The 13,067-nt window shown below is 68.7% G+C and carries 13 protein-coding genes; 1 reads left to right on the forward strand and 12 read right to left on the reverse strand.

Annotated elements, in window-relative coordinates; genetic code table 11:
• Positions 1-9: 9 nt before the first annotated feature.
• The 5 genes from ROZ37_RS17385 to ROZ37_RS17405 all read right to left on the reverse strand — a co-directional run bounded on the left by ROZ37_RS17385 (position 10) and on the right by ROZ37_RS17405 (position 5,262).
• The gene (locus ROZ37_RS17385) at positions 10-885 is read right to left on the reverse strand and encodes a phosphoribulokinase (RefSeq protein WP_312661239.1); all 876 of its coding nucleotides are present in this window, start codon (positions 883-885) and stop codon (positions 10-12) included.
• A 25-nt stretch (positions 886-910) separates the two neighbouring features.
• Positions 911-1,990: a class 1 fructose-bisphosphatase gene (locus ROZ37_RS17390; RefSeq protein WP_312661240.1), complete on the reverse strand. Its 1,080-nt coding sequence runs from the start codon at positions 1,988-1,990 to the stop codon at positions 911-913.
• 72 nt (positions 1,991-2,062) lie between these two features.
• On the reverse strand, positions 2,063-3,163 hold the full coding sequence (cbbX, locus tag ROZ37_RS17395; protein ID WP_312661241.1) for a CbbX protein: 1,101 nt from the start codon (positions 3,161-3,163) through the stop codon (positions 2,063-2,065).
• 72 nt (positions 3,164-3,235) lie between these two features.
• Positions 3,236-3,661: a ribulose bisphosphate carboxylase small subunit gene (locus tag ROZ37_RS17400; protein WP_312661242.1), complete on the reverse strand. Its 426-nt coding sequence runs from the start codon at positions 3,659-3,661 to the stop codon at positions 3,236-3,238.
• Positions 3,662-3,795: 134 nt separating this feature from the next.
• Entirely contained in the window at positions 3,796-5,262 is a 1,467-nt protein-coding gene (locus tag ROZ37_RS17405; protein ID WP_312661243.1) for a form I ribulose bisphosphate carboxylase large subunit, read from the reverse strand.
• A 111-nt stretch (positions 5,263-5,373) separates the two neighbouring features.
• Here ROZ37_RS17405 and ROZ37_RS17410 point away from each other — a divergent pair, with 111 nt between their 5' ends.
• Positions 5,374-6,294 (forward strand): LysR family transcriptional regulator, encoded by a 921-nt coding sequence (locus tag ROZ37_RS17410; protein WP_312661244.1) that lies wholly within the window; start codon positions 5,374-5,376, stop codon positions 6,292-6,294.
• A 67-nt stretch (positions 6,295-6,361) separates the two neighbouring features.
• Here ROZ37_RS17410 and folE read toward each other — a convergent pair whose 3' ends face one another.
• The 7 genes from folE to fhcD all read right to left on the reverse strand — a co-directional run bounded on the left by folE (position 6,362) and on the right by fhcD (position 12,953).
• A complete protein-coding gene (gene folE, locus ROZ37_RS17415; RefSeq protein WP_312661245.1) occupies positions 6,362-7,099 on the reverse strand; it encodes a GTP cyclohydrolase I FolE in 738 nt (245 codons plus the stop codon).
• Positions 7,092-8,381 carry an alanine racemase gene (locus ROZ37_RS17420; RefSeq protein WP_312661246.1) on the reverse strand — a complete coding sequence of 430 codons (1,290 nt, stop codon included), beginning with the start codon at positions 8,379-8,381 and terminating at the stop codon, positions 7,092-7,094. Before ROZ37_RS17420 ends, folE begins: the two co-directional genes overlap by 8 nt.
• 15 nt (positions 8,382-8,396) lie before the next feature.
• Entirely contained in the window at positions 8,397-9,074 is a 678-nt protein-coding gene (locus ROZ37_RS17425) for an HAD family phosphatase (protein ID WP_312661248.1), read from the reverse strand.
• Positions 9,071-10,408: an aminodeoxychorismate synthase component I gene (pabB, locus tag ROZ37_RS17430; protein ID WP_312661250.1), complete on the reverse strand. Its 1,338-nt coding sequence runs from the start codon at positions 10,406-10,408 to the stop codon at positions 9,071-9,073. The genes ROZ37_RS17425 and pabB overlap by 4 nt, the downstream gene beginning before the upstream one ends.
• Positions 10,409-10,582: 174 nt before the next feature.
• Entirely contained in the window at positions 10,583-11,116 is a 534-nt protein-coding gene (gene fae / locus ROZ37_RS17435) for a formaldehyde-activating enzyme (RefSeq protein ID WP_312661251.1), read from the reverse strand.
• 62 nt (positions 11,117-11,178) lie between these two features.
• Positions 11,179-12,021 carry a formylmethanofuran dehydrogenase subunit C gene (locus ROZ37_RS17440; RefSeq protein WP_312661252.1) on the reverse strand — a complete coding sequence of 281 codons (843 nt, stop codon included), beginning with the start codon at positions 12,019-12,021 and terminating at the stop codon, positions 11,179-11,181.
• Positions 12,018-12,953 carry a formylmethanofuran--tetrahydromethanopterin N-formyltransferase gene (gene fhcD, locus ROZ37_RS17445; protein ID WP_312661254.1) on the reverse strand — a complete coding sequence of 312 codons (936 nt, stop codon included), beginning with the start codon at positions 12,951-12,953 and terminating at the stop codon, positions 12,018-12,020. The genes ROZ37_RS17440 and fhcD overlap by 4 nt, the downstream gene beginning before the upstream one ends.
• Positions 12,954-13,067 lie beyond the last annotated feature (114 nt).

The following is a 13,067-nucleotide window of genomic DNA, read 5'->3' on the forward strand; positions in this document are numbered from 1 at the left end:
TTGTTCATCTCAGAGCACCTTTTTGCGCCGTTCCATCAGGCGCCAGATGAAGGGGGTGAAGATCAGCTGCATCGCCAGTTCCATCTTTCCGCCCGGAACGACGATGGTGTTCGCACGGCTCATGAAGCTGCCGTGGATCATGTTCTGCAGATACGGAAAATCAATGCCCTTGGGATCGGCGAAGCGGATCACGACCATGCTCTCGTCGGCGGTCGGCACCGCGCGCGCGATGAACGGGTTCGACGTGTCCACCATCGGCACGCGCTGGAAATTGACGTGCGTGCGCGCGAACTGCGGGACGATGTAATGCACGTAGTCGTGCATGCGGCGCAGGATCGTGTCGGTGACCGCCTCGGTCGAGTAGCCGCGCATGTTCTTGTCGCGATGAAGCTTCTGGATCCATTCGAGGTTGATCACCGGCACGACGCCGATCAGCAGATCCGGAAATCGCGCGACGTCGACCTTGTCGGTGATGGTTGCGCCGTGCAGGCCCTCGTAGAACAGCAGGTCGCTGCCGGCGGGGATCTCTTCCCAATCGGTGAAGGTGCCGGCCGGCAGGCCGTAGGGTTCGGCCTCGTCGGCGCTGTGCAGGTACTTGCGCCGCAGGCCGCGGCCCGATTCGGAGTAGCTGCGGAACAGCTGTTCGAGCTCGGCAAAGAGGTTGGCTTCCTCGCCGAAGTGGCTGAAGTGGTTGTTCGGCACGCCTTCGAGCTCGGCGAGGCGCTTGCGCATCTCGAGGCGATCGAAGGCATGGAAGCTGTCGCCTTCGATGATCGCGGCGCTGACCTTCTCGCGCCGGAAGATCTCCTCGAAGGTGCGCTGGACGGTGCTGGTGCCGGCGCCGGACGAGCCGGTGATGGCGACGATGGGATGGCGTTCGGACATGGCGTCCCCCTGTGGCGATGAGAAATCAGTTCTGCCGGAACAGGCTGCGCGCGTGGAACAGCGGCAGGTCGCTGTCCTCCTGCGGTCTCGGCGCCGGTTCGGCGTGATAGCGCTCGATCCGCTCGACCTCGTCGCGCGAGCCGAAGACGAAGCCGATGCGCTGATGCAGGCTCTCGGGCACGACATCGAGCACGCGCCGTTCGCCGGTCGAGGCGCGCCCGCCAGCCTGCTCGACGATCATGCCGATCGGGTTGCACTCGTACAGCAGGCGCAGCCGGCCCGGCTTGGCCGGGTCCTTGCGGTCGCGTGGGTACAGGAACACGCCGCCGCGCATCAGGATGCGGTGCGTCTCGGCGACCAGCGACGCGATCCAGCGCATGTTGAAGTCGGCGTCGCGCGGACCGCTGCGGCCGGCGAGGCACTCGTCCACATAGCGGCGCACCGGCGGCTCCCAGAAGCGCGTGTTCGACGCGTTGATCGCGAACTCGCGCGTCGTCTCGGGAATCCGCAGCGCCGGGTGGGTCAGGAAGAAGTCGCCGAGCACCGGATCGAACGTGAAGCCGGCGACGCCGTCGCCGACGGTCAGCACGAGCATCGTCGACGGCCCGTAGATCGCGTAGCCGGCGGCGACCTGGCGCGTGCCCGGCTGCAGGAAGTCCTCGGCCCGCGCATCCTCGCCCGGCGTCTGCGCGCGCAGGATCGAGAAGATCGAGCCAACCGACACGTTGACGTCGATGTTCGACGAACCGTCGAGCGGATCGAACGCCAGCAGGTACTTGCCGCGCGTGCCGCCCTCGGGTAGCGCGATCGGCTCGTCGTTCTCTTCCGACACCATCCCCGCGAGATCGCCGCCCCAGTGCGTCGCACGCAGGAAGATCCGGTCGGCAAGCACGTCGAGCGTCTTCTGCGTCTCGCCCTGCACGTTCTCGGTGTCGAGCGAACCGAGCACGCCGGCGAACGCGCCCTGCGCGACCGCGCGCGAGATCGCCTTGCAGGCTTGCGCGACCTGCAGGATCAGCGCGTTGAATTCGCCGGTCGCGCCCGGGTGGCTGCGCCGTTGTGCGATCAGGTATTCGGTGAGCGTCGTGCGTTCAATGTCGAACATGGCTGCAGCTCCGCGGAGGTCGTTAATCGGTTAGGCATCGGCGTTCAGTTCCTGGAGCGGATGAGCGAAGTGCTATCCGCCGCGTTTCGGGGCCGATGCGCTCGGCGGATCTCCGGCCGGACGCATTCGGTGAATTTCCGGCTCGGGCGCACCAGGCGTATTTCCGGGTCGGACGCATGCGGCGGATGACGCGCTTCGTGGCTCATCCGCCCTCGGGTTTTCGCTCCCGACGAGTGCGGATTCGCGCGCGTCGGACGGATGAAAGTGGCGGCTGCTGCGCACGTCGGCCTCGGTCAGCGTCGTGAGCCGCTCGGCATCGACGGTCTCGCCGGCCTCGAAGAGCCGCAGCGCCTGGCGCAGCCGCATGCGATCGAGCGCGTTCCGGACGCTCCGCGCGTTCGCAAAATGGGGCTGGCGGCGACGCAGCACGATGTACTCGTCGAAAGCGCGGCGCGCACCCTCGTCGAAGCGGTAGTTCCACTGCGCGAGCATCTTCCCGGCGATGTCGCCGAGCTCGCCGTCGGCGTAGTCGGGAAAATCGATGTGGTGCGCGATGCGCGACTTCAGCCCCGGGTTCGATTCGAAGAAGCGCTCCATGCGGTCACCGTAGCCGGCGAGCACGACGACGAGGTCGTCGCGCTGGTTCTCCATCACCTGAAGCAGGATCTCGATCGCCTCCTGGCCGTAGTCCTTTTCGTTTTCGGGCCGGTACAGGTAGTAGGCCTCGTCGATGAAGAGCACTCCGCCCATCGCGCGCTTGAGCACGTCCTTGGTTTTCGGTGCGGTGTGGCCGATGTACTGGCCGACGAGGTCGTCGCGCGTCACCGCGACAACGTGGCCGCGGCGCACGTAGCCGAGCCGCTGCAGGATCTGCGCGATGCGCAGCGCGACCGTGGTCTTGCCGGTGCCGGGGTTGCCGGTGAAGCTCATGTGCAGCGACGGCGGCTCGGTGGCGAGCCCGATCTTGCGCCGCGCGCGATCGACGAGCAGCAGCGCCGCGATCTCGCGCACCCGCCGCTTCACCGGCACGAGGCCGACCAGCTCGCGGTCGAGGCCGTCGAGCACTTCGCCGACGCCGGCCTCGCGGTATTCGGCGGCGAGGTCGACGGTGGCGGGCGGTGTGTCGGACGATGCGGGGGACAGGCCCGCGGCCTGCAGGTCGACGGCGTTCATCGTGTGTCTCCTCGTGATCCGGGCTGGGGTTGGGGCGCGGCGCGTCGCCGCAGCGGCGCGTTCCTGCGCGGATCAGCTGGCGTAGCGCTGGCCTTCGGGCGCCCGCGCGACCGCATAGCTTTCGAGCGTGTAGCGCACGACGCGGCCCTCGCTTTCCTGACGGACCAGGCGGAATCCCGGCTCGTCCGCCGGCCGACTGACGAGGAAGGACATGCGCATCGTCTCCCAGCCGTGCATCGAGTCGAACGCGTTGATGCGGATGTAATGGTCCGGATACGCCGAACGGCATTCGGTCAGCTCGCCCATCACGCCCGCGGGATCGGCGAGGTCGAACATCGGATGGCCCCACATCGACCAGAAGGTGTTGCGCGGGTGCGGATCGTCGGTGTACTCGATGCTGACCGCCCAGCCCTGCGCGAGGCAGTACTCGACCTGCTTCGAGATCTGCGCGTCGGTGAGGTCGGGCAGGAACGAAAAGGCGCCTTGGGTGATTCTCATGTCATGTCTCCTATTGATGCGGCAAGCAATTACCGTTCGGGCTGAGCCTGTCGAAGCCCTGCCACCGCCCTTCGGCAGCATCAGGGCGAACGGTTGTGGCTGCCATCGGTTCAACCATTTCTCGGGGGCGGGCATCACGCTGCGGTCGGCGTCGCGACGAAATCCGACGTGTCGGTCGAGGTGTAGTTGAAGGTCACCTCACCCCAGGTATCGAGTGCGGCGCGCAGCGGCGTGCAGTGGCGAGCGGCGTCCTTCAGGATCTCGGGGCCCTCGTCCGCGATGTCGCGCCCTTCGTTACGCGCGAGCACCATCGCCTCGAGCGCGACGCGGTTCGCGGTCGCACCGGCCTGGATGCCCATCGGATGGCCGATCGTGCCGCCGCCGAACTGCAGCACGACGTCGTCGCCGAACAGGTCGATCAGCTGGTGCATCTGCCCGGCGTGGATCCCGCCGGAGGCGACCGGCATTACGCGGCGGATGCTCGCCCAGTCCTGCTCGAAGAACAGCCCGCGCGGCAGATCGATCTCGTTCTTCATCTCGCGGCAGACGTTGTAGAAGCCCTGCACCGTCATCGGGTCCCCTTCGAGCTTGCCGACCGCGGTGCCGGTGTGCAGGTGATCGACGCCGGCCAGCCGCAGCCACTTCGAGATCACGCGGAACGAGATGCCGTGGTTCTTCTGACGCGTGTAGGTACCGTGGCCCGCGCGGTGCATGTGCAGGATCATGTCGTTCGCGCGCGCCCAGTTGCTCATCGACTGGATCGCGGTCCAGCCGACGATGAGGTCGATCATGATGATCGTCGACCCGAGCGACTTCGCGAATTCGGCGCGCTCGTACATCGCCTCCATCGTGCCGGCGGTCACGTTGAGGTAATGGCCCTTGATCTCGCCGGTGCCGGCGGCCGCGCGCTGAACGCCTTCCATCACGTACAGGAAGCGGTCGCGCCAGTGCATGAAGGGCTGCGAGTTGATGTTCTCGTCGTCCTTCGTGAAGTCGAGGCCGCCGAGCAACGCCTCATAGACGACGCGGCCGTAGTTCTTGCCCGACAGGCCGAGCTTCGGCTTCGTCGTCGCGCCGAGCAGCGGGCGGCCGAAGCAGTTGAGCCGTTCGCGCTCAACGACGATGCCGGTCGGGGGGCCGCGGAAAGTCTTCACATATGCGACCGGCAGCCGCATGTCTTCGAGGCGCGCGGCCTTGATCGGTTTGAAGCTGAAGACGTTGCCGATGATCGACGCGGTCAGGTTCGCGATCGAGCCTTCCTCGAAGAGATCGAGCTCGTAGGCGACGTAGCAGAAGTACTGGCCCGGCTGCCCCGGCACCGGATCGACGCGGTAGGCCTTCGCGCGGTAGCGGTCGCACGCGGTCAGGCGGTCGGTCCAGACGACGGTCCAGGTCGCGGTCGAGGACTCGCCGGCGACGGCGGCGGCCGCCTCGATCGCATCGACGCCTTCCTGCGGCGTGATGCGGAACACCGCCAGCACGTCGGTTTCCTTCGGCTGATAGTCACCGTCCCAGTAACCCATCTGCGCGTACTTCAGCACGCCGGCCCGGTAGCGCTTCTTCGGGTCGATGATCTGCTCGGTAGCTTCGGGTGCGCCCATGTCCAGTCCTCCTTGTCGGTTCGCTTGTCCGTTGTCCGTGGGATAGACATTAAGGATCTTTCTAAATAAGCTCCAATCGAATCTAGTCCGACATTGAGATAAGGAATCGTGATGCGTCTTGCCCAGCGCCTGACCCTCCGCCAGCTGCGCGCCCTCGTCGCCGTCGCCGATTCGGGCAGCTTCACCGCGGCTGCCCACCTGCTGCACATCACGCAGCCGGCGGTGTCGATGCAGTTGAAGGAACTCGAGGAAATCGTCGGCGAAGTGCTCGTCGATGGGCGCCGGCAGATCCACCTGACTTCGGCCGGCGAGATCCTCGTGCGGCAGGCGCGGATCGCGCTCGACGCGCTCGAATTCGCCGAGCTGCAGCTGAAGGCGCAGCGCGACGTGCCGGCCGGCACGATCGAGGTCGCGGCGATCACGACGTCCGAATATTTCGTGCCCTACCTGCTCGCGGAGTTCGGCCGGCGCTACCCGGACGTCAGCTTCCGGCTGACCGTCGGCAACCGCGAAGTGGTTCACAAGATGCTGCGCGAGCAACACGCCGACATCGCGATCACCGGCGAACCGCCGAGCGGCCTGCCGCTGCGTCGCATTCCGTTCGCGCCGCATCCGCTGTCGTTCGTCGCCGCACCCGATCACCCGCTCGCCGGGCGCGAGCGGATCGCACCGACCGCGCTCGCGGGCGAGCGCCTGCTGCTGCGCGAACAGGGCTCGGGCACGCGTGCACACCTCGAACGCTTCCTGCGCGCACACAGCGTCAAGGCGGTGCGCGCGGACGAGATGGGCAGCAACGAGACGCTCAAGCAGGCCGCGATGGCCGGCATGGGGATCGCATTCCTGTCGCATCAGGCTTTGGCGATGGAGCTTTCCGCCGGGCGGCTCCTGCGGCTCAACGTGGTCGACACGCCGGTGATGCGCGAGTGGAACGTGCTGGTGCACGAGGGTCGGCCGCCGACCCCGGCGCTCGTCGCGCTGCTCGATTACTTCCAGGAGGAAGGCGCCGAGCGCTTGCGGGCGCTGGCTGCCTGAGCGGGCGTCGCGTCCGAGAACGTCGAGCATTTCGGGCGCCCCGCCACGTACGGTGACTTCTCGCCGCTCAGCCGGCGATCGACGGATGCGAGCCGTTGCCGCCGACGAGCGCGAAAAACTCCCGCCGCGTGTTGGCGTCGTCGCGGAACGCACCCAGCATCCGGCTGGTGATCATCGCGACGCCGGGCTTGTGCACGCCGCGCGTCGTCATGCATTGATGCGCCGCCTCTATGACGACCGCGACGCCTTTCGGCTGCAGCACGTCGTGCAGCGTGTCGGCGATCTGCACCGTCAGCTTTTCCTGGATCTGCAGGCGCTTTGCGTAGGCGTCGACGAGCCGCGCGAGCTTCGAGATGCCGACGACGCGCCGGCGCGGCAGATACGCGACGTGGACGCGACCGATGATCGGCACCATGTGATGCTCGCAATAGCTCTCCACGCGCACGTCGCGCAGCACGATCATTTCGTCGTACCCCTCGACCTCCTCGAAGGTGCGCGCGAGCAGCGCAGCCGGGTCCATGGCGTAACCGGCGAAGAATTCCTCGTACGCGCGCGCGACCCGCGCCGGCGTGTCGCGCAGGCCTTCCCGCGCGGGGTCGTCCCCTGCCCAGCGCAGCAGCGTCCGCACCGCCGCCTCGGCCTCCTTGCGCGTCGGCCGGTCCGCGGTCGCAGCGGACTTGCGCCGGGTGGTCGCCGGTTTCGACCCTTTCGACGACCTGACTGTGCGGGGCGCCGGCGAGCCGCGAGCCTCGTCGATGGGAGTGGTCGGCGTCCAGACGCCGTCGGCGTTGCGCTCTTCAAGCATGTTCGGTCTCCTGCTGCCGATTGGGGGACGTTGCGATGCGCGCATCGGCGGGTTGCCGCGCAGGCCATTCGACGAGGCGCGCGAGTGCGGCGGGTTTGCCGAGAAAAGCCTGTGGGCTCGCGCTCGCGCCATAGGCGCCGGACTGGAACACGGCGACGAGGTCGCCCGGGACGGCGACGGGCAGCACGATGTCCTCGGCCCAGGTGTCGTGCGGCGCGCACAGCGGACCGCACAGCGTCACGCGCTCGACGGGTCGCCCTTCGGCGCCGACGACCGCGAGCGGAAAATGCAGGTGGCGCCGCCCTTCGAGCGCGCCGGTCGCGTGCCAGTGGTGGTTCGCGCCGCCATCGACGATCAGGAATGTGCGGCCGCGGGATTCCTTGCGGTCGACGACGCGGGTCAGGTAAACGCCGGCCTCGGCGACGAGGTAGCGCCCGAGTTCGAGCGCGAGGCGCACGCCGGGCAGCCGCCGCCGGGCGTCGGCAGCAAGCGCGCGCAGGCTCGCGCCCAGCGTCGCGAGCGCGAGCGGCGCGTCGCCGGCGAAGCACGGCACGCCGAAACCGCCACCGAGATTGAGCACGCGCACCGGCGCCGGCGCGAACGGAGCCAGTTCGCAGGCGAGTTCGAGCGTCTGCTGTTGCACGTCGGCGATCGCCCGCGCATCGAGGCAGCCGGAGCCCGCGAAGACGTGGAAGCCTTCGAAGGCCAGCGGCAAGCGGCCGATCCCGGCGAGCACTTGCGGAGCCTGTTCGCTGTCGATGCCGAACCGCCGCGGCCCGCCACCCATGCGCGCGTCGGCCGCGAGGGTGAACGGCGGATTGATCCGCAGCGCGACCCGAGGACGAATGCCGCCGGCCGCGAAGGCAGCCAGGCGCCGCGCCTCGTTCGGCGACTCGACGACGACCAGCGCGTTCGCGGCAACGGCGGCCGCGAGTTCGGCATCCGATTTTCCGGGGCCGGCGACGCTCAGCGCCTCGCCTGCGGCACCGGCCTGCAGCGCGACCGCGATTTCAGCCGCGGACGTGACGTCGCAGCCGTCGACGATCGGCACGACGCAGCCGACGACCGCAGGATCGGGGTTGGCCTTGACGGCGTACAGCAGCGTGAGATCGTCCGGAAATTCGGTGCGCAGCGCGGCCACGCGGGAGGCGATGAGCGGCCGCGAGTAAACGTAGAGCGGTGTGCCGTCGCGTTGCGCTAAGCGCTCCAGCATCGAGCCGCCCCGTGCAGCCGCGCCGTCGAGCTGCCACCGTCGCAGCGCAGCGTCGAGAACCGCGTTCATCGCCCGCGCCTTGCATCAGCTCGCATCGTCGATGTCCTCGACGATCCGCCAGCCACGGATTTGCGCCTCGTTGCGCAGCGCCGGATCCGGGCGCACCGCGACCGCCTCGACAACACGGCTCAGCAGAGGGAGATCGCTGATCGAGTCCGAGTAGAAGGTCGTGTGCGCAAACCGGTCCCAGCCGAGCCCCTGCTCTGCGAGCCAGGCCTCGACGCGGGCGACCTTCGTCGCGCCATGACAGAGCTCACCGACGATCTCGCCGGTGAAGCGGTCGCCGCTCACCTCCGCTCGGCTCGACAGCAGCTGGTCGACGTCGAGCGCGGCCGCGAACGGCGCCGCGACGAAGTCGTTCGTCGTCGTCACCAGCACGCACAGCGCCCCTTTCGCGCGGTGCGAGGCGACGAGCGCTCGGGCTCCGGCGGGAATCTCGTCGGCAAGGCCGGCGGCGAAGTCCTGCCGCAGCGCGTCGAGCTGCTCGCGCGGAAACCGCGCCAGCGGCGCCATTGCGACGCGATGCAGCTCCCGCACCGACAGCGCTCCGCGCACGTACTCGCGACAGCGCTCCAGGTAAAGCTCGGCGGCGTCCCTTTCCAGCAGGCCGCGCCCGATCAGGAAGCGCAGCCAGGCCATCCCGCTGTCGTAGGGGATGAGTGTCAGGTCGAGATCGAAGAGGGCGAGGCGGCGTTCGCTCACGAGCCGCCCGCGATCGTTGCTTCGGCCGTGCTTTGCTGGTCGCGGCCGCGCTGCATCCTGCGGGCTCGTCGTTCCGTCCCGGCGTGCGGCTCGACCGCGCCGTCGCTCACGAGACCGGTGAGGAAGCGCGCCTTCAACGCGCACTCCGCGAATTCCTCGGCGGCCGTGCTGTCGCTGACGATCCCCGCGCCGACGCCCATCCGTCCGCGCCGCAGCGTCCCGGTAGTCGCACCATCGAGCGTCAGCGTGCGGATCGCGACCGACAGGCAGAAGTCGCCGCATGCGGCCTCCCCGCGCGGCGCGTCGATCCAGCCGATGCTTCCCGTGTAAAGCCCGCGCGGTGTGCTCTCGAGCCCGCCGATCAGCTGCATCGTGCAGCGCTTCGGCGCGCCGGTGATCGAGCCGCAGGGGAAGAGCGCGCGCAGGATCGCCGGAAAATCGACGTCGTCGGGCAGTTCCGCCTCGACGGTCGAGGTCATCTGGAACACCGTCGCGTAGGGTTCGATCGAGAACAGCGCCGGCACGCGCACGCTGCCGAGCTTCGCAATACGGCCGAGGTCGTTCCGAAGCAGATCCACGATCATCAGGTTTTCGGCGCGATTCTTCTCGTCCGCTTCGAGCAGCCGCGCGAGCTCGCTGTCGCCCTCGACCACCGGCGCACGGCGCGACGTGCCCTTCATCGGGCGCGTGACGAGTCGGCCCGCGTCGTGCCGGAGGAAGAGCTCCGGCGAACACGACAGCACGTGGCTCGCGCCCGGCCCGGCCGGCAGCGCGATGAACGCGCCGTACGCAACCGGCTGACGTGCGCGCAGCTGGCGGTACAGCGACGCGGGCGAGCCGAATACGTCGAAGTCGAGCCGGTAGGTGTAATTGACCTGGTAGGTCTCGCCTTCGCCGATCGCGTGATGGATGCGCGCGATCGCGGCATCGAAGGCTTCGCGGTCGACGCTCGCACGCGGCGCGAGGACAGTTGCCGGCGCGCGATGTTCGCCGTCGTACGGATAGCCCACGCGCTCGTCGGCGTCCTGCGCGGCGAGCCAGTCCTCGACCTCTTCGGCCGCGAGCTGCGCGAGCCGCTCGAAGATCAGCACGCGCAACGCCCCGCCATCCTCGGGCGCTCTCGTATCGACGCCATTCAGGCGCGCGCCCCATTCGTAATCGGCGAGCACGACAGCGTGGCCGCCGGCCGCGAGGTCGCGCTCGACCCCGCGCCAGACCGCATCGAGCCGGCCGGGATCGATGCAGCGGTGCTCCCGCACAAAGCCGGTGTAGAGCCGGCTAGTCGGATTGGTCGAGGTCGCATTGCAGTCGTCGAGCAGCGCAAAGCAGGCCATGCGTTCCTCCTGGGAGGGATCGTCGATGCGGTAATCGACCGCTTCCGTTCGTCGCGAGCCCTGCGCACGGATGTGCCGAAGACGGCGGCAGGGCCTCGACCGCCGAGCGGCGGCCGATGGCGAAAGGTTCAGTCCGAAGGGGACCGGCTGGAAGTTCGGCGACGCGCGTCGGCGTCAGCTCCAGTCGTCCATGTCGTGCCGAATGCTGTGGCGGTTCGCGATCAGCTCGTCGACGCTGGGCTCGTTCGCCAGCGCGCGGTGGATCGCCAGCTTCGTCGCCTCGTAATTCGTGCGGTACATGTCCTTCTTGTCGAGCTCGGCGTGCGTCGCGCAGCGCGGATCGATCCACACGAGGCTGATGATGCACAGATCGTTTGCGTGCTCCCTGGGGATCACGCCTTCGATGAGGCAGTCGACGACCGCGTCGGCCGTCGCGGACTGCACGACGCCGCCGAACAGCTCGATGTTCGCGCTGTCGCGCAAAGTGACCTTCGGCACGAGGATCGTCGGCGGCCGCACCATCTGGTTGCAGGCGCGGATCGCGAACATCGCCGTGTGGCCCTTGCTCTGCGCCATCATGTTTGCGAAGGCCTGTCCGACCGGGCCGTCGCTGCGGCCGATCAGGATTTCGGGCATCGCGTCGGTGTATTGGCCTTCGGCTGCGAAGACGGTGGCTTCGCCGGCGTGGAAAATGAAGTTGCTGTTCATCGGAATGCTCCTGTCGGGGTTTCGGGGTAGTGACCCGCGCGGCGGGTCGCGTCGATCGGAATTCAGGCGGGCAGCAGCCACTCCCCCTTGCCGTCTGCGGCGAGGTCGCCGACGAGACGGCGCGGACGGCTGACGGCGAGCCCGGCGAACGGCCCGCCGTGCTTCGCGAGACTGCGCGCGAGCAGCGCCCAGATCACGCCGATGTCGTGGCCGGTCGGCGCGAAGGTCGATGGCGGTTCGGGCTGCGGTCCGGCGAAGATCAGCGTTCCGCGGCGCATGCCGTAGCCGCAGTGCGCGCCGGCCTCGCCGGCGACGGCGATCGTGCCGGCGACCATCCGCGACGCGAGGAAGTCGCCCGTGCCGCCGAACACCAGCGCGGTGCCGCGGCGCATGCGGTCGCCGAAGCGCGCGCCGGCGTCGCCGCGAACGATGAAGAGGCCGCCGCGCATGCCGTCCATGTCGCCCGGCAGCGCGCTCGCGGCGTAGTCGCCGACGTCGCCCGCGACTTCCAGCCTGCCGCCGGACATCTCGCACGCGGCGAGCATCCCGGCGCTGCCGGCGACGACGATCTCACCGTCCCGCATGCCGGCGCCGACGTAATCACCGGCATCGCCTTCGACGCGGATGCATCCGCCGTCGAGCTCCCGGCCGATACCGTCGCAGCGCGACAGATCGCCTTCGAAAACGAGCGTTGCATCGTTGCCGGCAATCGCTTCGACATCGAACCATTCACCGAGCGGCATCGCCTCGTTGCCGTGCCATACCGGCCGCCGTGCGACATCGGCCGCGCTCTGGCCGGCGACCGACAAGGGCGTGAGTCCGGCGAGTTCGAGGCGCAGCGTCGGCGGCGTGCGCAGCCGCAAGCGGAACGAGGCGGCGGCGCCGAAGCTGTTTTGCGTCGTCATGCGCCCTCCCCGGCGAGCACCTTGTGCAGTGGATAGAGAAACGGGCCGAGCTTGCCGCCGTAGTTGCCGGCGGAGATCCGCCGCACGCCGGCCGCCGCGCCGCGCGCGAGGATCGCCTCCATGCCGACCCGCATCGCCGCGGCGACGTCCTCGGCGGTCAGCCCGTCGATGACGACTTCCATCACGCAGCCGATGTCCGCGCCCAGTTCGGTCTTCTTCACCAGCGGCGCGAGCGACGGGCAGAACGCGTCGTTGGTCGACGCCGGCAGTGACGCGTACTTGCTGCCGATCTTCGAGCCCGAGCGTACGACGCCGCCGGGAAACGGCATGATCACGCCGGTGAGCGCGCACATCGCCGCGACCGCCGCCTCCGCGGCGCCGAGCGCGGCTTCGGTGTCGCGCGCGAGGATCAGCAGATTGCCACCGCCGACCGCCTTCACGACCGGCGTCGTTTCCTCGGCGACGAACTCACCGTCCATCACCGGCACGCGCCAGTAGCGCGCGCCATCGATCATCTTCGAGATCTGTCCGCCGTCACCGAAGAAGCGCAGGTTCTTGCCGAGCGCGATCCGCTCCGCGGCCGCGTCGTCGAGGCCGGCGTAGATCGCGGTCGTCGGGCAGGTCAGCACGCACTGGCCGACGCGCCGCTCGAGCTGCTTCGCGAGCTCCTTGCCCGACATCGAGAACAGCAGCACCGCGACGCCGGGACGCCCGTCCGGCGTCTCGTCCGGCGGGACGGTGCGCTCGATGCCGGCCTCGCAACCGCAGGCGATCACCGAGGTCGCGAAGCCGGTCATCGCTACCGCCGCGTGCCGCGCCCAGGTCGCATTGTGGGCGGTGATCACGACCCGCGTCGCCTTCATCGGAAAGGCTTCGGCGAAGGTGTCGTCGACGACGACGCCGTTGATTTCGACAGCGGCGCCTGTGCTCACCGAACTGCCCTCCATGGGTTTGACACCGCCGAACGTAGGGCGGAGAAGCGAAGCACCTTGCGCCGGACGGTCAGCGGTTCCGGCGCGGGGGTGCATGCGGCGGACAGCACCGCT

This window comes from Aromatoleum sp., assembly GCF_032027225.1.
GTDB lineage: Bacteria > Pseudomonadota > Gammaproteobacteria > Burkholderiales > Rhodocyclaceae > Aromatoleum.

What these genes read in the sequence shown, in the direction of transcription:
- ROZ37_RS17385 (WP_312661239.1), bottom strand. Translation starts at nt 885, where the DNA reads ATGTCCGAACGCCATCCCATCGTCGCCATCACCGGCTCGTCCGGCGCC.
- ROZ37_RS17410 (WP_312661244.1), top strand. Translation starts at nt 5,374, where the DNA reads ATGCGTCTTGCCCAGCGCCTGACCCTCCGCCAGCTGCGCGCCCTCGTC.
- ROZ37_RS17390 (WP_312661240.1), bottom strand. Translation starts at nt 1,990, where the DNA reads ATGTTCGACATTGAACGCACGACGCTCACCGAATACCTGATCGCACAA.
- ROZ37_RS17400 (WP_312661242.1), bottom strand. Translation starts at nt 3,661, where the DNA reads ATGAGAATCACCCAAGGCGCCTTTTCGTTCCTGCCCGACCTCACCGAC.
- folE (WP_312661245.1), bottom strand. Translation starts at nt 7,099, where the DNA reads ATGCTTGAAGAGCGCAACGCCGACGGCGTCTGGACGCCGACCACTCCC.
- fae (WP_312661251.1), bottom strand. Translation starts at nt 11,116, where the DNA reads ATGAACAGCAACTTCATTTTCCACGCCGGCGAAGCCACCGTCTTCGCA.
- ROZ37_RS17440 (WP_312661252.1), bottom strand. Translation starts at nt 12,021, where the DNA reads ATGACGACGCAAAACAGCTTCGGCGCCGCCGCCTCGTTCCGCTTGCGG.
- pabB (WP_312661250.1), bottom strand. Translation starts at nt 10,408, where the DNA reads ATGGCCTGCTTTGCGCTGCTCGACGACTGCAATGCGACCTCGACCAAT.
- ROZ37_RS17405 (WP_312661243.1), bottom strand. Translation starts at nt 5,262, where the DNA reads ATGGGCGCACCCGAAGCTACCGAGCAGATCATCGACCCGAAGAAGCGC.
- cbbX (WP_312661241.1), bottom strand. Translation starts at nt 3,163, where the DNA reads ATGAACGCCGTCGACCTGCAGGCCGCGGGCCTGTCCCCCGCATCGTCC.
- ROZ37_RS17420 (WP_312661246.1), bottom strand. Translation starts at nt 8,381, where the DNA reads ATGAACGCGGTTCTCGACGCTGCGCTGCGACGGTGGCAGCTCGACGGC.